This window comes from Lutibacter citreus, from assembly GCF_003260195.1.
Lineage (GTDB): Bacteria > Bacteroidota > Bacteroidia > Flavobacteriales > Flavobacteriaceae > Lutibacter > Lutibacter citreus.
In genome coordinates this window covers 73,891-94,437 of sequence record NZ_QEIH01000004.1, presented here as the reverse complement: position 1 = coordinate 94,437, position 20,547 = coordinate 73,891, and the positions used below count along the sequence as shown (strand labels likewise).

Below are 20,547 nucleotides of genomic sequence, written 5' to 3'. Positions count from 1 at the left end.
ATTAAATGAAAAATATTCAATCCTATTTCAGTTTTAATAAACGTCAACGAAATGGGATTTTCTTTTTGTTATTTATAATTATTTCGCTTCAATTAGTTTTTTGGTTTGTCGATTTTTCGTCAAATAAAACACCTCATATTTCTCATAATAATTTAGTTACTTTTAATAAAGAAATGGATTCTTTAAAACAAGTTGAATTAAAAAAGAAAGAATTCAAAATATATCCTTTTAATCCCAATTATATAACTGATTTTAAAGGATATCAATTAGGTATGAATGTTAACGAAATTGATAGGCTATTAAATTTTAGAAAAACTGGAAAATTCATAAATTCAGTTTCAGACTTCCAAAAAGTAACACAAATAAATGATAGTTTATTAACTGTAATTAGTGTATTTTTTAAATTCCCAAGTTGGGTAAACTCCAAAAATAAACTTAACAAAAAGACTTTCAAAAGTAAAAATAAAGAGTCTATTATAGCTAAAGATCTTAATGATGTAGGATTGGAAGATTTGGTTAAAATAAGAGGTGTTGGTGATAAAACAGCCAATAGAATTATAAAATATCGTACAAAATTAAAAGGATTTCTAAACAATTCTCAACTATACGAGGTTTATTATTTAGATGAGGACGTGGCAAATAGGGTGTTGAAATATTTTAAAGTTTTGAACCCGCCTACAATTCAAAAAATAAATGTGAATACTGCTAGTTTTAAAGAGATTTTGTCTATAGTTTATATAGATTATGAGCTAACAAAGAAAATATTGAATTATAGAACGGAAGTAGCTGAAATTCAATCTATAGATGAATTGAAAAAAATAGATGGTTTTCCGGTGGATAAATATGAGAGAATAATCTTATATTTGAAGGCTGAATAGCAGCAAATTTAATAACCACTAGCGTTTATTTAAAGTATGTATTTTACTGAAGAGCACGAGGCATTTCGTCAAAGTTTCAAAGATTTTTTAAAGAAAGAAGTAATTCCATTTGTAGATAAATTTGAGGAAAACGGATTTATTGATAAAGAAATTTTCAAAAAGTTTGGAGAAATGGGGTATTTCGGATTAAATTATCCGGAAAAATATAATGGATTAGAACTGGATTTATTTTATAGTGTAATCTTTTTAGAGGAGCTTCAAAAAATTAATTCAGGAGGAACTGCGGCGGCTATGTGGGCGCATACTTATTTGGCAATGACACATCTTAATGCTGAAGGTAGTGAAGAAATAAAACAAAAATATTTAGTTCCTAGTATAAATGGTGAAAAAGTAGGTTGTTTATGCGTTTCAGAACCTTTTGGAGGATCTGATGTTGCAGGGATAAGAACTTCAGCAAAAAAAGATGGAGATGATTATATTATAAATGGCTCTAAAATTTTTATAACTAATGGTGTTTATTCAGATTATTTAGTAGTTGCTGTAAAGACTAATCCTAGTTTAAAACACAAGGGGATGAGTTTATTTGTGCTAGATAGAGAAATGGAAGGGATTACTGCTACAGACCTTAAAAAGTTAGGGTGGAAGGCTTCTGATACTGCTGAAATAGGTTTTAATAATGTGAGAGTTCCTGCAAGTAATATGTTAGGTGAAGAAGGAAAAGGGTTTTCATATATAATGCAGCATTTTGCATCTGAAAGAGTTATTATGGCTGTAAATGCTCACGCAAGGGCAGAATTTGCCTTAGATTACGCAATTAATTATATGTCTGAAAGACAGGCATTTGGAAAAACAATTGATCAGTATCAAGCTTTAAGACATAAGGTAGCAGATATGGCAAGTGAAATTGAAATGTGCAAAGAGTTTAATTATTCAATTGTTCATAGGTTAGATAGGGGAGATTATGTTGTGAAAGAGGCGAGTATGTCTAAATTAATGGCAACAAAAATTGCAGATGAAGTAATTTACAATTGTCTTCAATTATTAGGAGGTTACGGTTATATGGAAGAATACCCTTTAGCTCGTTTACTAAGAGATAGTAGATTAGGGACTATTGGAGGAGGAACTTCTGAAATTTTGCGTGAAATTATCTCGAAAATGATTATTGATAAGAAAGAATATAAGACTGCTACATAATTTTAAAATTATTTATTGCTTGTATTATATTAAATTGTACCTTTGCAATCCAAAATTTAAAAGAAACGATTTGAGAGGAGGTGCCAAAATATGTTAATCATTCCAGTAAAAGACGGTGAAAATATCGATAGAGCGTTAAAACGTTACAAAAGAAAATTCGATCGTACGAAGACAATGAAAAATTTACGTAACCGTAAACAATTCAACAAGCCTTCTGTAACAAAACGTGCTCAAAATATAAAAGCTCAGTATGTTCAAAGATTAAGAACGGCAGAAGAGCAAGGTTAAATTTTAGCCAATAAAATTAAACCGTTAGTAAAAACAGATTACAATTTGTATGTTTGTTTTTATTAACGGTTTTTTTTATGCCAATAAATTCCTTTTTAGATTATTTGTCGATTGAAAAAAAGTATTCTAAACATACTTTAACGGCTTATAAAAAAGACTTAAACGATTTTACTTCGTTTTGCGTTATTGAATATAATTCTGATGATTTAATTGATGTAAATTATAATCAAATAAGATCTTGGATTGTTAGTTTGGTAAATTCCAGTATTGGAAATAGAACAATTAACAGGAAAATTTCCTCATTAAAGTCGTTTTATAAATTTCTTCAAAAAACAAAACAAGTTGAGTTAAATCCTTTAGCAAAGCATAAAGCGTTAAAAATCTCAAAAAATATTCAGGTTCCTTTTTCTGAAAAAGAAATAAATCAGGTTTTAAGTATGGGAGAAACTGTAGATTTTGAAAGTGTTAGAAACAAATTAATTGTGGAGTTGTTTTACTCAACAGGTATGAGAAGAAGTGAATTAATAAACATAGAAGAAAGTGATGTTGATTTAAGATCTGAGCTGGTTAAAGTTGTTGGGAAAAGAAATAAAGAACGTTATATCCCGTTAATAAAACCAGTGCAAGATTCATTAAAAAAATATATTGAGTACAGGGTAAAAATAGAGACGAATGAAACTTATCTTTTTATAACAAAAAAAGGTAAAAAAATATACGATACTCTTGTGTATCGAATAATAAATAATTATTTTAGTACGGTGTCGTCAAAATTAAAAAAGAGCCCTCATATATTAAGGCATTCTTTTGCAACACATTTATTAAATGAAGGTGCTGATTTAAACTCGGTTAAAGAATTACTTGGGCATTCAAGTTTAGCATCAACACAAGTTTACACCCATAATAGTTTGGGTAAATTGAAAGAAGTATATAACCAAGCTCACCCAAGGAGCGTTAAAAAAACATAATTTATGAAAGTATATGTGCAATCAGTAAATTTTAATGCAGACAAAACTTTAATTGATTTTATTGAAAAGAAGGTAAGTAGTTTGGAGAAATATTATGATAAAATTGTAGACTCTGAAGTGTACCTAAAAGTGCAGCAAACTAGCGATAAGGAGAATAAATCTGTTGATGTGAAATTAAATATTGCGGGTGCAGATTTAGTGGTGAAAAAGCAATGTAAAACTTTTGAAGAAGGGGCTAGTTTAGCTGTTGACACCTTAAAAAGAAAGCTTACACAGAAGAAAGAAAAAGTAAGAGCTAAATAATTTATTAAAAAAAAATAAAAAAAGTTTTGTTTAAGATTAAAACTTTAATACATTTGCAGTCCGTTAGAAATAACGGGCTTCTTTTATGGAGTGAAAAGCCGATGTAGCTCAGCTGGCTAGAGCAGCTGATTTGTAATCAGCAGGTCGTGGGTTCGAGTCCCTCCATCGGCTCAAAATAAAAGGAAAAGATCTTTGAAGATAATTAATGGTGAGATACTCAAGTGGCCAACGAGGGCAGACTGTAAATCTGCTGCGCAAGCTTCGAAGGTTCGAATCCTTCTCTCACCACTAAAGAAGAATACAATAAGAGATTATTGTAACAATGATGATTTGAAAAAATTATTGCGAGAGTAGCTCAGTTGGTAGAGCTTCAGCCTTCCAAGCTGACTGTCGCCGGTTCGAGCCCGGTCTCTCGCTCTTTTTTTTGGCCGGTGTAGCTCAGGGGTAGAGCGTTTCCTTGGTAAGGAAGAGGTCACGGGTTCAAATCCCGTCATTGGCTCAAAGTAAATGAAGAATAGAATTAAACACTATATATAACTAAGATTTAAAAATTAATAATTATGGCTAAAGAAACCTTCGATCGTTCAAAACCACATTTAAACATTGGTACTATTGGACACGTTGATCACGGTAAAACAACCTTAACAGCTGCTATTACTGTTGTATTAGCAGAGAAAGGACTTTCTGAAGTAAAAGATTTCGATCAAATCGATAATGCTCCTGAAGAAAAAGAGAGAGGTATTACAATTAATACTGCTCACGTTGAGTATCAAACTGCTAATCGTCACTACGCTCACGTTGACTGTCCAGGTCACGCGGATTACGTAAAGAACATGGTAACTGGTGCTGCTCAAATGGACGGTGCAATCATCGTTGTAGCTGCAACTGATGGACCAATGCCTCAAACTAGAGAGCATATTTTATTAGGTCGTCAGGTAGGTATTCCTAGATTAGTTGTATTCATGAATAAAGTGGATATGGTTGATGATGAAGAACTATTAGAATTAGTAGAGATGGAAATCAGAGATTTATTATCTTTCTATGATTATGATGGTGATAACACTCCTGTTATTCAAGGTTCTGCTTTAGGTGGTTTGAATAAAGATGAGAAATGGATGGAGAAGATCATGGAATTAATGGACGCTGTTGATACTTGGATTGAGTTGCCAAAGCGTGATGTTGATAAAGATTTCTTAATGCCTATTGAAGATGTATTCTCAATTACAGGTCGTGGTACTGTTGCAACTGGTCGTATTGAAACTGGTGTAGCAAATACAGGAGATGCTGTTGATATTATCGGTATGGGAGCTGAAAAATTAACTTCTACAGTTACTGGAGTTGAAATGTTCCGTAAAATATTAGATAGAGGTGAAGCTGGAGATAACGTAGGTATCTTATTAAGAGGTATTGCAAAAGAAGATATTAAAAGAGGTATGGTAATCTGTAAACCAGGTTCTGTAACTCCTCACGCTAAGTTTAAAGCTGAGGTTTATGTTCTTAAAAAAGAAGAAGGTGGACGTCATACTCCATTCCATAACAATTATCGTCCACAGTTTTACGTTCGTACAACTGATGTAACAGGTACAATTATGTTGCCTGATGGAGTTGAAATGGTAATGCCAGGTGATAACTTAACTATAACTGTTGAATTACATCAACCTATTGCATTAAACGTTGGTTTACGTTTTGCAATCCGTGAAGGTGGTAGAACAGTAGGTGCAGGTCAGGTAACAGAAATGTTAGACTAATCATCTAAATAAAATAGGGTGCTTCTGAGAAGGAGCACCTTTCTTACGGGCGTAGCTCAGTTGGTAGAGCACTGGTCTCCAAAACCAGGTGTCGGGAGTTCGAGTCTCTCCGCCCGTGCAAAAAATTAAGAAATGAATTTAGTTAAATATATAAAAGACTCATTTGAAGAGTTACGTAATAAGGTAACATGGATTCCTTGGGCAGAAGCACAAAAATCTACAGTGGTTGTTGCGATATTTACAATATTATTCGCAGTAGCTGTTTTTTTAGTAGATAAGTTCTTCCAAACAGGTTTAACTGAGTATTTTAAATTATTTTAATTAGTAAAATTTAGTATGACTGATTCTGTAAAAAAATGGTACGTAGTTAGAGCTATTGGTGGGCAAGAAAATAAGGTTAAATCTTATATTGAAACTGAAATTTCACGTCTAGGAATGACTGATTATGTTGATAGAGTATTGGTACCAACAGAAAAGGTGATACAAGTACGTAATGGAAAGAAAATACATAAAGAGCGTGTTTATTTCCCTGGTTATGTAATGATAGAAGCTAACTTAAGTGGTGAGCTTCCACATGTTATAAAATCAATAACAGGTGTTATAGGGTTTTTAGGAGAGGTTAAAGGAGGAGATCCTGTACCAATGCGTAAAGCTGAAATTAACAGAATGTTAGGTAAGGTTGATGAATTATCTGTTCAAAGTGAAAATATAGCTATCCCATATATTACGGGTGAAACAGTAAAAGTAATTGATGGACCTTTTAATGGTTTTGATGGAACTATTGAAAATATTAATGAAGAGAAAAGAAAGCTTGAAGTTATGGTGAAAATTTTCGGAAGAAAAACGCCATTAGAATTAAGTTATATGCAAGTTGAAAAAATTTCATAATTGTTACATAAATAATATGATTTTACATCAAGCTTCCACAAAAGTGTAAAATCTAATTTAAGATTAAAAAATGGCAAAAGAAGTTAGTAAAGTAGTAAAATTACAAGTTCGTGGAGGTGCGGCAAACCCGTCACCACCAGTTGGACCAGCTTTAGGTGCTGCCGGAGTTAACATTATGGAGTTCTGTAAGCAATTTAATGCTAGAACTCAAGACAAACAAGGGAAAGTTTTACCAGTAGCAATTACTGTGTATAAAGACAAGTCTTTTGAATTTGTAGTTAAAACTCCACCAGCAGCTGTTCAAATTCTTGAAGCAGCAAAAGTGAAAAAAGGTTCATCTGAGCCTAATCGTAGTAAAGTTGCAACAGTAACTTGGGATCAATTAAAGACTATTGCAGAAGACAAAATGGTAGATTTAAATGCATTTACAATTGAGTCAGCAATGTTAATGATGGCAGGTACGGCACGTTCGATGGGTATAAGAGTAAAAGGAGATGCTCCTGTAAAACAATAAAACAGTTAGAAAATGGCAAAATTAGCTAGAAAACAAAAAGAAGCACAAGCTAAGGTTGATAAAACTCAATCTTATTCTTTATCAGATGCTTCTGCATTGGTAAAAGAACTTACCAATGTAAATTTTGATGCTTCCGTAGATATAGCTGTAAGATTGGGAGTTGATCCTCGTAAAGCTAATCAAATGGTTAGAGGGGTTGTAACATTACCTCACGGAACAGGAAAAGATATTAAGGTATTAGCATTAGTTACTCCAGATAAAGAAGCAGATGCAACTGCAGCTGGAGCTGATTATGTTGGTTTAGATGAATATCTTCAAAAAATTAAAGATGGTTGGACAGACGTAGATGTTATTATTACTATGCCAAGTGTTATGGGGAAATTAGGTCCTTTAGGTCGTATTTTAGGACCAAGAGGTTTAATGCCTAACCCAAAGACAGGTACAGTAACTATGGATGTTTCAAAAGCAGTAACTGAAGTTAAAGCTGGTAAAATAGACTTTAAAGTTGAAAAAACTGGGATTGTACATGCTGCAATTGGAAAAGCATCATTCTCAGCAGAGAAAATTGCTGAAAATGCTGGTGAGTTAATTCAAACTTTAGTTAAAATGAAACCAACAGCAGCTAAAGGAACTTATGTTAAGAGTATTTTTATGTCTAGTACTATGAGTCCTAGTATAAGTATTGATACTAAATCGCTTAATAGTTAAATCTAGAAATTATGACGAGAGAAGAAAAATCACAAGTAATAGAAGTTTTAACTGATAAGTTAACTGAAGGAAACATAATTTATTTAGCAGATATATCTGGATTAAATGCATTAGATACGTCTAATTTACGTAGAGCATGTTTTAAAGCAAATATTAAGCTTTCGGTTGTAAAAAACACTTTGCTTGAAAAAGCAATGGAAAAATCTGATAAAGATTTTGGAGAATTACCTTCTACTTTAAAAGGGAATACTTCATTAATGGTTTCAGAGACTGGAAATGCTCCAGCAAAATTAATAAAAGAATTTCGTAAAAAATCTAATAAGCCTTTATTAAAAGGAGCTTATGTTGAAGAGTCTATTTATGTTGGAGATGACCAATTAGATACTCTAGTTAACATTAAGTCTAAAGAAGAACTTATTGGAGAAGTAATTTCATTATTACAATCACCAGCGAAGAATGTTATTTCAGCATTACAATCAGGTGGTAATACATTATCTGGTATTATTAAAACATTATCAGAGAAAGAATAAGCGCACTAATAAACTAATAAATAAAAATTAAACAAAGAGAAATGGCAGATTTAAAAGATTTCGCAGAACAACTTGTTAACTTAACAGTAAAAGAAGTAAGCGAGTTAGCTACTATTTTAAAAGACGAATATGGTATTGAGCCAGCTGCAGCAGCAGTGGCAGTAGCAGGACCAGCAGCAGGAGGAGAAGCAGCTGCAGAAGAGCAAACTGAATTCGACGTTATTTTAAAAGCAGCAGGTGGTTCTAAATTAGCAGTTGTAAAACTTGTTAAGGAATTAACTGGATTGGGATTGAAAGAAGCTAAAGGTGTTGTAGATAGCGCACCAGCACCAGTAAAAGAAGGTGTTACTAAAGATGAAGCTGAAGCTTTAAAAGCATCATTAGAAGAGGCTGGAGCTGAGGTTGAGCTTAAGTAAGCTTATTACCGCTAAAACAAATTAAGGTTTAGGTCTAGGAGTTCCCTTTGACCTAAACCATTTTTGCGTATATATTTGTTCTTATATTTTAATAGTTTTTTAACTTAAAGTTTTGTCCATTGGCATCAAAAAATTTCACCGAAAGAATAAACTTTGCATCAGCTAAATTAGTAATGGAATATCCAGATTTTCTAGATATTCAAGTAAAATCGTTTCAAGATTTTTTCCAATTACAAACTAAAGCTGACGAACGAAGTACCGAAGGATTATATAAAACCTTCCTTGATAACTTCCCAATTACTGATACTCGTAACCAATTTGTGTTAGAGTTTATAGACTATTTTGTTGACCCTCCTAGATACTCAATTCAAGAGTGTATAGAAAGAGGTTTAACTTATTGTGTTCCCTTAAAAGCACGTTTAAAGTTATACTGTACAGATCCTGAACATGAAGATTTTGAAACAATTGTTCAAGATGTATATTTAGGTACAATTCCTTACATGACAAATAGTGGTACTTTTGTTATTAATGGAGCAGAAAGAGTTGTAGTTTCTCAATTACACCGTTCACCTGGGGTATTCTTTGGTCAATCATTCCATGCAAATGGAACTAAATTATATTCAGCAAGAGTAATTCCTTTTAAAGGTTCTTGGATTGAATTTGCTACTGATATCAATCAAGTAATGTATGCTTATATTGATAGAAAGAAAAAATTACCTGTAACTACATTGTTTAGAGCAATTGGTTATGAAAGAGATAAAGATATTTTAGAAATTTTTGACCTTGCAGAAGAAATAAAAGTTTCAAAAAGTGGTCTTAAAAAATATTTAGGTAGAAAATTAGCTGCTCGTGTATTAAAAACTTGGTTTGAAGACTTTGTTGATGAAGATACTGGAGAGGTAGTTTCTATTGAAAGAAATGAAATTGTATTAGATAGAGATACAATTTTGGACAAGGATCAAGTAGAAGAAATTGTTGAATCAGGTGCTAAAACCATTTTACTTCATAAAGAAGATAATGAAATGGCTGATTATGCTATTATTCATAATACTTTACAAAAAGATCCAACAAACTCTGAAAAAGAGGCTGTTGAACATATATATAGACAATTACGTAATGCTGAACCGCCAGATTTTGAAACGGCAAAAGGTATTATTGATAAATTATTCTTCTCAGAACAACGTTATAACTTAGGTGAAGTTGGTCGTTATAGAATGAATAAAAAATTAAACTTAAACGAAGATATTAACCAAAAAGTTTTAACTAAGCTTGATATTATTACAATTATCAAGAATTTAATAAAATTGGTTAATTCAAAAGCTGAAGTTGATGATATTGACCATTTATCTAACCGTCGTGTTAGAACTGTTGGAGAACAATTAGCAAGTCAGTTTGGTGTTGGTTTATCTCGTATGGCACGTACTATTCGTGAACGTATGAATGTTCGTGATAATGAGGTTTTTACTCCTATTGATTTGATTAATGCTAAAACATTGTCATCAGTAATTAACTCGTTCTTTGGAACAAACCAGTTATCTCAATTTATGGATCAAACAAATCCATTAGCAGAGATAACTCATAAAAGAAGATTATCAGCATTAGGACCTGGAGGTTTATCTAGAGAGAGAGCAGGATTTGAGGTTCGTGATGTTCACTATACTCATTACGGTCGTCTTTGTCCTATTGAAACACCAGAGGGACCAAATATTGGTTTAATCTCATCATTAGCTGTATTTGCAAAAGTGAATAACTTAGGGTTTATTGAAACTCCATATAGAGAGGTAATTGAAGGTAATGTTAATATTACTGATGAGCCTAGATATTTAAGTGCTGAAGAAGAAGAAGGAATGAAATTTGCTCAGTCAAATCTTCCTTTAACAGAAGAAGGTAAGTTTGTTGCGGATAAATTAATTGTACGTGAAGAAGCAGATTATCCTGTTGTTGAACCTACAAAGGTTAACTTTATGGATGTTGCTCCTAATCAAATAGCATCAATTTCTGCATCTTTAATTCCATTCTTGGAACATGATGATGCCAACCGTGCTTTGATGGGATCAAATATGATGCGTCAAGCAGTTCCTTTATTAAGACCAGAATCACCAATTGTTGGTACAGGTTTAGAGTTAAGAGTTGCAAAAGATTCACGTATTTTAATGAATGCTGAAGGAGCAGGAGTTGTTGAATATGTTGATGCAAATACTATTGAAATTAAGTACGACAAGACTGATGAAGAGCGTATGGTAAGTTTTGAAGGAGATAATAAAACTTATAACTTAATTAAATTTAGAAAAACAAACCAAGGTACATCTATTAACCTAAAACCAATTGTACAAAAAGGAGATAGAGTTGAAGAAGGACAAGTACTTTGTGAAGGATATGCAACACAAAAAGGTGAATTAGCCTTGGGTAGAAATATGAAAGTAGCCTTTATGCCTTGGAAAGGGTATAACTTTGAGGATGCGATTGTAATTTCAGAAAAAGTTGTAAAAGAAGATATATTTACATCTATTCATATTGATGAATATTCAATGGATGTGAGAGATACAAAATTAGGAGCTGAAGAGTTAACTAATGATATTCCAAATGTTTCAGAAGAAGCTACTAAAGATTTAGATGAAAATGGAATGATTAGAATTGGAGCTGAAGTTAAACCTGGTGATATTTTAATTGGTAAAATTACTCCTAAAGGTGAATCAGATCCAACACCAGAAGAAAAGTTATTAAGAGCTATTTTTGGTGATAAAGCTGGAGATGTAAAAGATGCGTCATTAAAAGCATCACCGTCATTAAGAGGTGTTGTTATTGATAAAAAACTTTTTGAGCGTGCTGTTAAAGATAAATCTAAACGAGCACAGGATAAAGTTAGTATTTCTAACCTAGAAAGTAAATATACTGCAAAATTAGAAGATTTAAGATCAGTTCTAATTGAGAAGTTATTTAATCTTATTAATGGAAAAACGTCTCAAGGAGTTCTAAACGATTTAAGTGAAGAGATTCTACAAAAAGGTAAAAAGTTTACATTAAAAATGTTAAACGCTGTACCAGATTTTGTTTACTTAACAAAAGGTGTTTGGACTACAGATTCGCATATTAATATGCTTGTTAATGAGTTAATTCATAATTATAAAATTAAAGTAAACGATTTACAAGGATCTTTACGTCGTGAGAAATTTACAGTTTCTGTTGGGGATGAATTACCAGCTGGAATTTTAAAACTTGCTAAAATTTATATTGCTAAAAAACGTAAGTTGAAAGTTGGTGATAAAATGGCGGGTCGTCACGGTAATAAAGGTATTGTTGCTCGTATTGTACGTCAAGAAGATATGCCTTTCTTAGAAGATGGAACTCCTGTTGATATTGTACTAAATCCACTTGGTGTACCATCTCGTATGAACATTGGTCAGATTTATGAAACAGTATTAGGTTGGGCTGGACAAAATTTAGGAACTAAATATGCAACACCAATTTTTGATGGTGCTTCTATAGAGCAGATTGATAAAATTACTGAAGAAGCTGGTGTACCTCAATATGGTCATACATATTTATATGATGGTGGAACAGGGCAACGTTTTGATCAAAAAGCAACAGTGGGTGTTATTTATATGATTAAACTAGGTCATATGATTGATGATAAAATGCACGCACGTTCTATTGGGCCATATTCATTAATTACACAACAACCATTAGGTGGTAAAGCACAATTTGGTGGTCAGCGTTTTGGTGAGATGGAGGTATGGGCACTTGAGGCTTATGGAGCATCAAGTACTTTACGTGAAATTCTTACAGTAAAATCAGATGATGTTTTAGGAAGAGCTAAAACTTATGAGGCTATTGTAAAAGGAGATCCAATGCCAGAACCAGGTTTACCAGAATCATTCAACGTATTAATGCACGAGCTTAGAGGTCTTGGGTTAGACGTTAGATTAGAAGAATAACAACTAAAAAGATAGTAAGGAGGTTTGTCTCCTTACTATTAATATATTTTTACATTTTTAAAATTCGAATCCATCAATATTATTATGGCAAGAAAAAACGATAAATACACTGTAAAAAAATTTAATAAAATTTCGATAGGTTTATCATCTCCAGAAGCAATTCTTGAGAAATCAAACGGAGAAGTATTAAAGCCAGAAACTATAAATTACCGTACACATAAACCTGAAAGAGATGGATTGTTTTGTGAACGTATTTTTGGTCCTATTAAAGATTATGAATGTGCCTGCGGAAAATACAAAAGAATTCGTTACAAAGGGATAGTTTGTGACCGTTGTGGTGTTGAAGTAACTGAGAAAAAAGTTCGTAGAGATAGAGTAGGACATATTAATTTAGTTGTTCCTGTTGCTCATATTTGGTATTTTAAATCATTACCTAACAAAATGGGATACCTTTTAGGTTTACCATCTAAAAAGTTAGATATGATTATTTACTATGAACGTTATGTAGTAATACAACCTGCTGGGGCTAAGAATGCTGAAGGAGAACCATTACAAAAAATGGATTTCTTAACAGAAGAAGAATATTTAGATATTCTTGAAACATTCCCAATAGAGAATCAGTATTTAGATGATAATGACCCAGATAAGTTTATTGCTAAAATGGGAGCTTCTTGTTTAATTGACTTATTTAACCGTATAGATTTAGATGAATTATCTTATCAATTACGTCATAAGGCAAACACAGAAACATCTAAACAACGTAAAACTGAAGCATTAAAAAGATTAAACGTAGTTGAATCTTTTAGAGATGCAAATAAAAATAGAGAAAACCGTCCAGAATGGATGATAATGAAAGTGATTCCGGTGACTCCACCAGAATTACGTCCATTAGTTCCTTTAGATGGTGGTCGTTTTGCAACATCAGATTTAAATGATTTATACCGTAGAGTAATTATACGTAACAATCGTTTAAAAAGATTGGTTGAAATAAAAGCACCAGAAGTTATTTTACGTAATGAAAAACGTATGTTACAAGAATCAGTTGATTCATTATTTGATAACACACGTAAATCTTCAGCAGTAAAAACAGAATCTAACCGACCATTAAAATCGTTATCAGATTCATTAAAAGGTAAGCAAGGACGTTTCCGTCAAAACTTACTTGGTAAACGTGTTGATTATTCTGCTCGTTCAGTAATTGTTGTTGGACCAGAATTGAAATTATACGAATGTGGTATTCCTAAGGATATGGCTGCTGAATTATACAAACCTTTTGTAATTAGAAAGTTAATTGAAAGAGGTATTGTAAAAACAGTTAAATCGGCAAAGAAAATTATAGATAAAAGAGAACCAGTAGTATGGGATATATTAGAGAATGTTTTAAAAGGACATCCAATAATGTTAAACCGTGCGCCTACGCTTCACAGGTTGGGTATACAAGCTTTTCAACCAAAATTAATTGAAGGGAAAGCAATCCAATTACATCCATTAGTATGTACGGCATTTAATGCCGATTTTGATGGGGATCAAATGGCGGTTCACTTACCATTAGGACCTGAGGCTATTTTAGAGTGTCAGTTATTAATGTTAGCATCACATAATATATTAAACCCTGCAAATGGGGCTCCAATTACAGTACCTTCTCAGGATATGGTATTAGGTTTATATTATATGACTAAAGAAAGAACAAATTCACCTGAATATCCTATTAAGGGTGAAGGATTAACTTTTTATTCTCCAGAAGAAGTAACAATTGCTTTTAATGAAAAAGCTGTTGACTTAAATGCAAGTATAAAAGTTAGAACTAAAGATTTTAATGAAGAAGGAGAATTAGTTTATCAAATCATAGCAACAACTGTTGGTAGAGTTTTATTTAACGAAGTTGTACCGGAAGCTGCGGGTTATGTAAATGAGGTATTAAATAAGAAATCATTAAGAGATATTATTGGTAATATATTAAAACTTACTGATGTTCCTACTACAGGAAAATTCTTAGATGATATGAAAGGAATGGGATATATGTTTGCATTCCGTGGAGGATTATCATTTAGTTTAGGGGATATTATTATTCCTCCAGAAAAGCACAAAATGATTGCTGATGCGAATGCCCAAGTTGATAATATTATGGCTAACTATAATATGGGTATGTTAACAAATAAAGAACGTTATAACCAAGTAGTTGATATTTGGGGTTCAACAAACAGTCGTTTAACAGAGCTTTCAATGAAACGTTTACGTGAAGACCAACAAGGGTTTAACTCAGTGTTTATGATGTTAGATTCTGGAGCAAGGGGTTCTAAAGAACAAATTCGTCAGTTAACAGGTATGCGTGGATTAATGGCGAAGCCTAAAAAATCTACAGCAGGTGGTGGAGAGATTATTGAGAATCCAATTTTATCTAACTTTAAAGAAGGTTTATCAATTTTAGAATACTTTATTTCTACTCACGGTGCACGTAAAGGTTTAGCGGATACGGCGTTAAAAACTGCTGATGCAGGATATTTAACTCGTCGTTTAGTTGATGTTTCACAAGATGTTATAGTTAATGAGTTTGATTGTGGAACCTTGAGAGGGTTAAATGTTCAAGCACTTAAAAAGAATGACGAAATTGTTGAAACTTTAAGTGAAAGAATTTCAGGACGTGTATCGCTTCATGATGTTGTTGATCCAATAACACAAGATTTATTAGTAAAAGCTGGAGAAGAAATTTCTACAGAAAAAGCAAAACTTATAGAAGGTTCTGCTATTGATACAGTAGAAGTTCGTTCTGCATTAACTTGTGAAGCTAAAAAAGGTATTTGTTCACAATGTTATGGACGTAGCTTATCTACAAATAAAATGGTTCAAATTGGTGAAGCCGTTGGAGTTGTAGCTGCGCAATCTATTGGTGAACCGGGTACTCAGTTAACATTAAGAACATTCCACGTTGGTGGGGTTGCAGGAAATATTTCAGAGAATAATAAATTAACAACTAAGTTTACTGGAAAAGCAGTTATTGATGATTTAAGAACTGTAAAAGGTACAGATACGGACGGAGAACAAGTTGATATTGTAATTTCAAGAACATCTGAAATTAAAATGATTGATGAAAAATCTGGATTAACCTTAAGTGTAAATAACATTCCATATGGTTCATATATTTATGTTGCTGATGGTCAAAAACTTAAAAAAGGTGATGTAGTTTGTAAGTGGGATCCTTTTAATGGTGTTATTGTTTCTGAATTTGCTGGTACTATTCAATTTGAAAGTATTGAAAGAGGTATTAATTACATGGTTGAAATTGATGAACAAACCGGTTTCCAAGAAAAAGTAATTATTGAATCTAAAAACAAGAAAACTATACCAACATTATTATTAAAAGATGATAATGATAATGTAATAAGATCTTATAATTTACCAGTAGGAGCACATCTAATTATTGAAGATGGTGAAAAAATTGCTTCAGGTATGACAATTGTTAAAATTCCTCGTAAATCAGGTAGATCTGGGGATATTACAGGAGGTTTACCACGTGTAACAGAATTATTTGAAGCACGTAATCCTTCTAATCCAGCTATTGTATCTGCAATTGATGGAGTTGTATCTTTCGGGAAAATTAAACGTGGTAATCGTGAGATAATTGTTGAATCTAAACTAGGTGAGGTTAAAAAGTATTTAGTAAAACTTTCTAATCAGATTTTAGTTCAAGAGAATGACTTTATTAAAGCAGGTATGCCACTTTCTGAAGGAGCTGTTACACCAAATGATATATTAAATATTGAAGGACCTTCAAAAGTTCAAGAATATTTAGTGAATGAAATTCAAGAGGTGTATAGATTACAAGGGGTGAAAATTAACGATAAGCATTTTGAAGTTGTTGTACGTCAAATGATGCGTAAAGTTAAAATTATTGATTCTGGAGATACTTTATTCTTAGAGAATCAATTAATTCATAAAAATGACTTTATTGAGCAAAATGACAATATCTACGGAATGAAAGTTGTGGAAATTGCGGGAGATTCATCTAATTTAAAAGAAGGGCAAATAGTTTCAGCTCGTCAATTAAGAGATGAAAATTCTGTATTACGTAGAGATGATAAGGCGTTAGTAGAAGCAAGAGATGCTCAACCAGCAACGGCAGAGCAAATTTTACAAGGTATTACTAGAGCATCGTTACAAACGAAATCATTTATATCTGCTGCATCATTCCAAGAAACTACTAAAGTATTAAATGAAGCTGCAGTTAGCGGTAAAGTTGATAACTTAGAAGGGTTGAAAGAAAACGTAATTGTTGGTAAAAGAATTCCAGCAGGTACTGGTATGAGAATTTATGATAATATTATTGTAGGTTCTAAAGAAGAAATGGATTCAAGTATTTAATTATGAGTGACGAAAAATCAAACAAAGAGGGACAATTAAACATTGAATTAGATGATAAAACAGCTGAGGGAACTTATTCTAACTTAGCAATTATTAATCATTCAGTATCCGAGTTTATTGTAGATTTTATTAGTGTTATGCCAGGGCAACCTAAAGCAAAAGTAAAATCGAGGATAATATTAACTCCTCAACATGCCAAAAGATTGGTAAAAGCATTAGCAGATAATGTTACGAGGTTTGAGAGTAGTCATGGAGAAATTAAAGATTATGAACAGCCTCCTATACCAATGAATTTTGGTCCTACTGGAGAAGCATAAATAAAAAAAGCCGAACATTTGTTCGGCTTTTTTTATTTTAGGATTACCTTGTCATATGCACTTTTTAATTTTTTAATAACAGGTTTTAATTCTTCTTCATTTAAATGTCCAAAACCAAAACGAATAGCACAAGTATTTTTATCCTGATAAAGAATTGTTTTTGGTAGAAATAAATCATTTTTTTCTGCTTCTTTAGCTAGTTTTAATAAGGATATTTTAGGATGAAATTGTAACCAAATGGCTAAACCTCCTGAAGGAATTTCCCATTGCGCGATTTCTGAAAAATATTTTGTTAGAAGGTTGCATAAAAAATCTAGTCTTTTTTTATAGATTACAATATTCTTTTTCATGAGACGGTATATTTCACCTTCATAAATTAATTCTGATAGCATTTGTTCTTGTATTAAATCGCCTTGTTTATCAAGTAATTCTAAATAATTCTTAGCTTCCGAAATTAGATTTTCAGGAGCTACCACAAATCCTGTTTGAAAACTTGGAAATAAAGACTTCCCAAATTTACCTAAATAAATAACCATACCGTTTGCATCTGCACTTGCCATAGGTAACATTGCTGAACTTTCAAACTGAAAATCGTAATCAAAATCATCTTCAATAATAGCAAATCCATAATCTTTTGCAAGTTTTAGTAGCTCTAAGCGACGTTCTGCACTTAATTTTACTGTTGTTGGATAATCTCTATGGGCGCATATATATACACATCTAATACTATGTTTTATAAAATGTTTTTTTATGTAATTAATATTTAAACCATCATTATCTACAGGAATTGTTTTTATGTTTGCTCCTGTTTGTTGAAAAATTATATTAGATTCATAATTACTTAAATGCCCAACTAATACAACGTCGTTTGGTTTTATTAAGAGTTGAGATACAACATACAAACTCATTTCTGTACTACGCGTATTTAGTAGGTTATTTGGACTAATATGAAAACCTCTAGTTGCATTTAAGTAATTACACAGATGAGTTGGGAATACAGAGTTGTAAAATTCAGGTGTTCTGTTCCACTTTTTTATTAACGTTTTTCGTTTCATAGCAGCACTGTACCACCTTGTAAATTGATGCACAGGATGCAAGCGTAAATCTGGTTTACCATCGTTAATGGAATACTTAGCATTTGTAAACTGAACAGTAGAAGCTAAATGAAATGACTTTTGAAACGGAAAACCTGTTGTTTTAGCATATGTATAAGCTTCATTTATTTTTTGAGAAGTAGCTTTTATTTTTGCGGTGTTTTTCTCGGGTTCTAAAACAAATGTGCCTTTATTTGGTATAATTTCAACCCAACCTTGTGAAGCTAACTCTTCGTAAATAGCAACTGCGGTATTTCTATGAATTTTTAATAATTGACTTAATACACGGGTTCCTGGTAGAATTGTACCTTTAGTTAAATAGCTACGCTGAATAGCATTTATAATTTGTCCCGATACCTGTAAATATAGAGGTTTTGATATAGTTTTATCTAAACTAATTAGTTGTTTAAAAAGTGTATTAACCGGACTATCTATCATTTTAAAACTGGACTATCTTAATCGTCCGGAAAGTTACTACTTTTGCTGCGTTTTTAAATCACTATTTATGAAAATTAAAATTACTTTAATAATTTTTACATTATTTTGTATTATTCAGGCAAAAGCACAAGAGGATCCTATAAAAAGAGATACGTTAAAAGAAATTACTATAACTTCTAATAGGATAACATTACCTTTTTCAAAAACTTCAAGAACTATAACCTTAATAACAAATGAGGATATTATAAAAAGTGCCGCAAGTAATATTGCTGATTTACTTCAAAATATTGCTGGAATTGATATTAGAAGGAGAGGAGTTGATGGGATGCAATCCGATTTATATATTAGAGGAGGGAATTTTGATCAAACTCTTGTGTTAATTGACGGTGTTAAAATGGATGATGTTCAAACAGGACATCATAATATGAATGCAATAATTTCTTTGGAAAATATTGAAAGAATTGAAATAATAAAAGGTCCTGCGGCAAGAATTTATGGTCAGAATGCATTTACGGGAGCCATTAATATTGTTACAAAAAGTGTTGTTGATAATAGTTTAAAATTAAATGCTCATTATGGATCTTATGAAAACATAAAAACCGGAGCTTCTATAAGTCAAAAATTTTCAAATGGTGGTTTATTAGCATCAGTTGGATATCAAGAATCTGATGGATATAGATTTAATACTGATTTTGAAAATGTTTCGGCATTTTTTAAAGCTAATATTGATAAGTTTAATTTATTATCATCTTTTACTCAAAGAAAATTTGGGGCAAATGGATTTTATGCAAATCCTGATTATAAAGATCAATATGAAGAAACTCAAACGAGTTTGGTTTCATTAGGAACTAAATTTAGAACAGAAAGTTTAATAATTAAACCTAGGTTATACTGGAGAAGAAATCAGGATATGTATTTATTTTTAAGACACAATCCTCCTGCATATCGTAATTTGCATATTTCAAATAAATTTGGTGCAGAAACTAATGTAGTATTAAACTCAGACTTAGGTAAAACAGGTGTGGGACTTGATGTTTCAAGAGTTTTCTTGGTTAGTAATAATTTAGGAAACCACAATAGAACGGCAATTACTGGGTTTTTAGAACATAGATTTGAGTTTTTAGATAATAAATTAGATATTACTCCAGGTGTGGCAATTAGTTATTATTCAGATTTTGATTCAAAAGCTTTTCCGGGATTGGATGCAGGGTATCGTTTTTCAGATTCTTTTAAATTATATGGTAACATTGGTTATACTTATAGAGTTCCTACTTTTACAGACTTGTTTTATGTTGGACCAACAACCCTTGGGAATCCTGATTTAGAACCTGAATCTGCTTTATCAGAAGAAATAGGTTTAAAATTTAGAAAAGAAGCGTTCAATATAGATATTGCATTATTTAATAGAAAATCTGATGATCTTATTGATTGGACTAAAGAAAATGAAGCTGATAAATGGGAGACCAGAAATTTCAGTGAGGTTGTTACTCAAGGAATAGAAACACTTATTCAATATAATTTTAATATTGGACAATTAAATCAGGTTTTAAATTTAGGTTATACGTTTATTGATGATGAGATAAAAGATGAAAATATTGAATTTACTCGTTATTCATTAAACAGTATTAAACATCAAATTACTTCAGGTATTGATGTAAAGTATAGTAAAACATTTAGTCAGAATATATCTTATAGATACGTTGAGCGTACTGATGGAACGAGTTATAATGTTCTTGATGCTAAATTATTAGCAACATTAAAAACAGGATTGCAATTATCTTTAGCCGCAAATAATATATTTAATTCAGAATATACTGAAACCAATTTGGTTCCAATGCCAAAAGGAAATATGATGCTTGGTTTGGTATATAGAGTGTTTTAATAAAAAGAAAAATAGAATATAGAAAAAAAAGAGGCTAATGCCTCTTTTTTTTGTCTCAATTTCAATAACATATTTAGCGAAAGTTAATAA

At 31.8% G+C, this 20,547-nt stretch carries 17 protein-coding genes and 5 tRNA genes; 21 read left to right on the top strand and 1 reads right to left on the bottom strand.

Annotated features, from left to right (window positions below; translation table 11 throughout):
• Positions 1–5: 5 nt before the first annotated feature.
• The 20 genes from DAD81_RS09410 to DAD81_RS09315 all read left to right on the top strand — a co-directional run bounded on the left by DAD81_RS09410 (position 6) and on the right by DAD81_RS09315 (position 17,043).
• Positions 6–878 (top strand): ComEA family DNA-binding protein, encoded by an 873-nt coding sequence (locus tag DAD81_RS09410; RefSeq protein WP_111708011.1) that lies wholly within the window; start codon positions 6–8, stop codon positions 876–878.
• Between the two features lie 36 nt (positions 879–914).
• Positions 915–2,072 (top strand): acyl-CoA dehydrogenase family protein, encoded by a 1,158-nt coding sequence (locus DAD81_RS09405; protein WP_111708010.1) that lies wholly within the window; start codon positions 915–917, stop codon positions 2,070–2,072.
• 90 nt (positions 2,073–2,162) lie between these two features.
• Complete coding sequence (gene rpsU / locus DAD81_RS09400; protein WP_111708009.1) at positions 2,163–2,360, top strand: 30S ribosomal protein S21; 198 nt, start codon at positions 2,163–2,165, stop codon at positions 2,358–2,360.
• Positions 2,361–2,437: 77 nt separating this feature from the next.
• On the top strand, positions 2,438–3,325 hold the full coding sequence (locus DAD81_RS09395; protein WP_111708008.1) for a tyrosine-type recombinase/integrase: 888 nt from the start codon (positions 2,438–2,440) through the stop codon (positions 3,323–3,325).
• Between the two features lie 3 nt (positions 3,326–3,328).
• Positions 3,329–3,628 carry a ribosome hibernation-promoting factor, HPF/YfiA family gene (gene hpf / locus DAD81_RS09390; RefSeq protein WP_111708007.1) on the top strand — a complete coding sequence of 100 codons (300 nt, stop codon included), beginning with the start codon at positions 3,329–3,331 and terminating at the stop codon, positions 3,626–3,628.
• Between the two features lie 97 nt (positions 3,629–3,725).
• Positions 3,726–3,799 (top strand) — tRNA-Thr (locus DAD81_RS09385).
• A 36-nt stretch (positions 3,800–3,835) separates the two neighbouring features.
• A tRNA-Tyr gene (locus DAD81_RS09380) sits at positions 3,836–3,916 on the top strand.
• A 56-nt stretch (positions 3,917–3,972) separates the two neighbouring features.
• Positions 3,973–4,045 (top strand) — tRNA-Gly (locus DAD81_RS09375).
• A 10-nt stretch (positions 4,046–4,055) separates the two neighbouring features.
• Positions 4,056–4,127 (top strand) — tRNA-Thr (locus DAD81_RS09370).
• A gap of 61 nt (positions 4,128–4,188) precedes the next feature.
• Complete coding sequence (gene tuf, locus DAD81_RS09365; protein WP_111708006.1) at positions 4,189–5,376, top strand: elongation factor Tu; 1,188 nt, start codon at positions 4,189–4,191, stop codon at positions 5,374–5,376.
• Positions 5,377–5,421: 45 nt separating this feature from the next.
• Positions 5,422–5,494 (top strand) — tRNA-Trp (locus tag DAD81_RS09360).
• A gap of 14 nt (positions 5,495–5,508) precedes the next feature.
• Entirely contained in the window at positions 5,509–5,697 is a 189-nt protein-coding gene (gene secE / locus DAD81_RS09355) for a preprotein translocase subunit SecE (RefSeq protein WP_111708005.1), read from the top strand.
• A gap of 15 nt (positions 5,698–5,712) precedes the next feature.
• The gene (nusG, locus tag DAD81_RS09350) at positions 5,713–6,264 is read left to right on the top strand and encodes a transcription termination/antitermination protein NusG (protein WP_111708004.1); all 552 of its coding nucleotides are present in this window, start codon (positions 5,713–5,715) and stop codon (positions 6,262–6,264) included.
• Positions 6,265–6,334: 70 nt separating this feature from the next.
• Positions 6,335–6,778 (top strand): 50S ribosomal protein L11, encoded by a 444-nt coding sequence (gene rplK, locus DAD81_RS09345; protein WP_111708003.1) that lies wholly within the window; start codon positions 6,335–6,337, stop codon positions 6,776–6,778.
• 12 nt (positions 6,779–6,790) lie between these two features.
• Positions 6,791–7,486 (top strand): 50S ribosomal protein L1, encoded by a 696-nt coding sequence (gene rplA, locus DAD81_RS09340; RefSeq protein ID WP_111708002.1) that lies wholly within the window; start codon positions 6,791–6,793, stop codon positions 7,484–7,486.
• Positions 7,487–7,497: 11 nt separating this feature from the next.
• Entirely contained in the window at positions 7,498–8,016 is a 519-nt protein-coding gene (rplJ, locus tag DAD81_RS09335; RefSeq protein WP_111708001.1) for a 50S ribosomal protein L10, read from the top strand.
• Between the two features lie 41 nt (positions 8,017–8,057).
• Entirely contained in the window at positions 8,058–8,432 is a 375-nt protein-coding gene (rplL, locus tag DAD81_RS09330) for a 50S ribosomal protein L7/L12 (protein WP_111708000.1), read from the top strand.
• Positions 8,433–8,551: 119 nt separating this feature from the next.
• Positions 8,552–12,367, top strand: a complete 3,816-nt coding sequence (gene rpoB, locus DAD81_RS09325; protein ID WP_111707999.1) for a DNA-directed RNA polymerase subunit beta — start codon at positions 8,552–8,554, stop codon at positions 12,365–12,367.
• An 84-nt stretch (positions 12,368–12,451) separates the two neighbouring features.
• On the top strand, positions 12,452–16,726 hold the full coding sequence (gene rpoC, locus DAD81_RS09320; protein WP_111707998.1) for a DNA-directed RNA polymerase subunit beta': 4,275 nt from the start codon (positions 12,452–12,454) through the stop codon (positions 16,724–16,726).
• A gap of 2 nt (positions 16,727–16,728) precedes the next feature.
• Positions 16,729–17,043 (top strand): DUF3467 domain-containing protein, encoded by a 315-nt coding sequence (locus tag DAD81_RS09315; RefSeq protein ID WP_111707997.1) that lies wholly within the window; start codon positions 16,729–16,731, stop codon positions 17,041–17,043.
• A gap of 32 nt (positions 17,044–17,075) precedes the next feature.
• On the opposite strand, the gene DAD81_RS09310 is transcribed toward DAD81_RS09315, so the two are convergent.
• Positions 17,076–18,575, bottom strand: coding sequence for an aminotransferase-like domain-containing protein (locus DAD81_RS09310; protein ID WP_111707996.1), 1,500 nt, complete (start codon positions 18,573–18,575; stop codon positions 17,076–17,078).
• Between the two features lie 67 nt (positions 18,576–18,642).
• Between DAD81_RS09310 and DAD81_RS09305 the strand changes: the two genes are divergently transcribed.
• Complete coding sequence (locus DAD81_RS09305; RefSeq protein ID WP_111707995.1) at positions 18,643–20,457, top strand: TonB-dependent receptor plug domain-containing protein; 1,815 nt, start codon at positions 18,643–18,645, stop codon at positions 20,455–20,457.
• Positions 20,458–20,547: the final 90 nt, after the last annotated feature.

Coding starts and splice junctions, on each gene's coding strand:
- DAD81_RS09410 (WP_111708011.1), top strand. CDS start 6: ATGAAAAATATTCAATCCTATTTCAGTTTTAATAAACGTCAACGAAAT.
- DAD81_RS09405 (WP_111708010.1), top strand. CDS start 915: ATGTATTTTACTGAAGAGCACGAGGCATTTCGTCAAAGTTTCAAAGAT.
- rpsU (WP_111708009.1), top strand. CDS start 2,163: ATGTTAATCATTCCAGTAAAAGACGGTGAAAATATCGATAGAGCGTTA.
- DAD81_RS09395 (WP_111708008.1), top strand. CDS start 2,438: ATGCCAATAAATTCCTTTTTAGATTATTTGTCGATTGAAAAAAAGTAT.
- hpf (WP_111708007.1), top strand. CDS start 3,329: ATGAAAGTATATGTGCAATCAGTAAATTTTAATGCAGACAAAACTTTA.
- tuf (WP_111708006.1), top strand. CDS start 4,189: ATGGCTAAAGAAACCTTCGATCGTTCAAAACCACATTTAAACATTGGT.
- secE (WP_111708005.1), top strand. CDS start 5,509: ATGAATTTAGTTAAATATATAAAAGACTCATTTGAAGAGTTACGTAAT.
- nusG (WP_111708004.1), top strand. CDS start 5,713: ATGACTGATTCTGTAAAAAAATGGTACGTAGTTAGAGCTATTGGTGGG.
- rplK (WP_111708003.1), top strand. CDS start 6,335: ATGGCAAAAGAAGTTAGTAAAGTAGTAAAATTACAAGTTCGTGGAGGT.
- rplA (WP_111708002.1), top strand. CDS start 6,791: ATGGCAAAATTAGCTAGAAAACAAAAAGAAGCACAAGCTAAGGTTGAT.
- rplJ (WP_111708001.1), top strand. CDS start 7,498: ATGACGAGAGAAGAAAAATCACAAGTAATAGAAGTTTTAACTGATAAG.
- rplL (WP_111708000.1), top strand. CDS start 8,058: ATGGCAGATTTAAAAGATTTCGCAGAACAACTTGTTAACTTAACAGTA.
- rpoC (WP_111707998.1), top strand. CDS start 12,452: ATGGCAAGAAAAAACGATAAATACACTGTAAAAAAATTTAATAAAATT.
- DAD81_RS09315 (WP_111707997.1), top strand. CDS start 16,729: ATGAGTGACGAAAAATCAAACAAAGAGGGACAATTAAACATTGAATTA.
- DAD81_RS09310 (WP_111707996.1), bottom strand. CDS start 18,575: ATGATAGATAGTCCGGTTAATACACTTTTTAAACAACTAATTAGTTTA.
- DAD81_RS09305 (WP_111707995.1), top strand. CDS start 18,643: ATGAAAATTAAAATTACTTTAATAATTTTTACATTATTTTGTATTATT.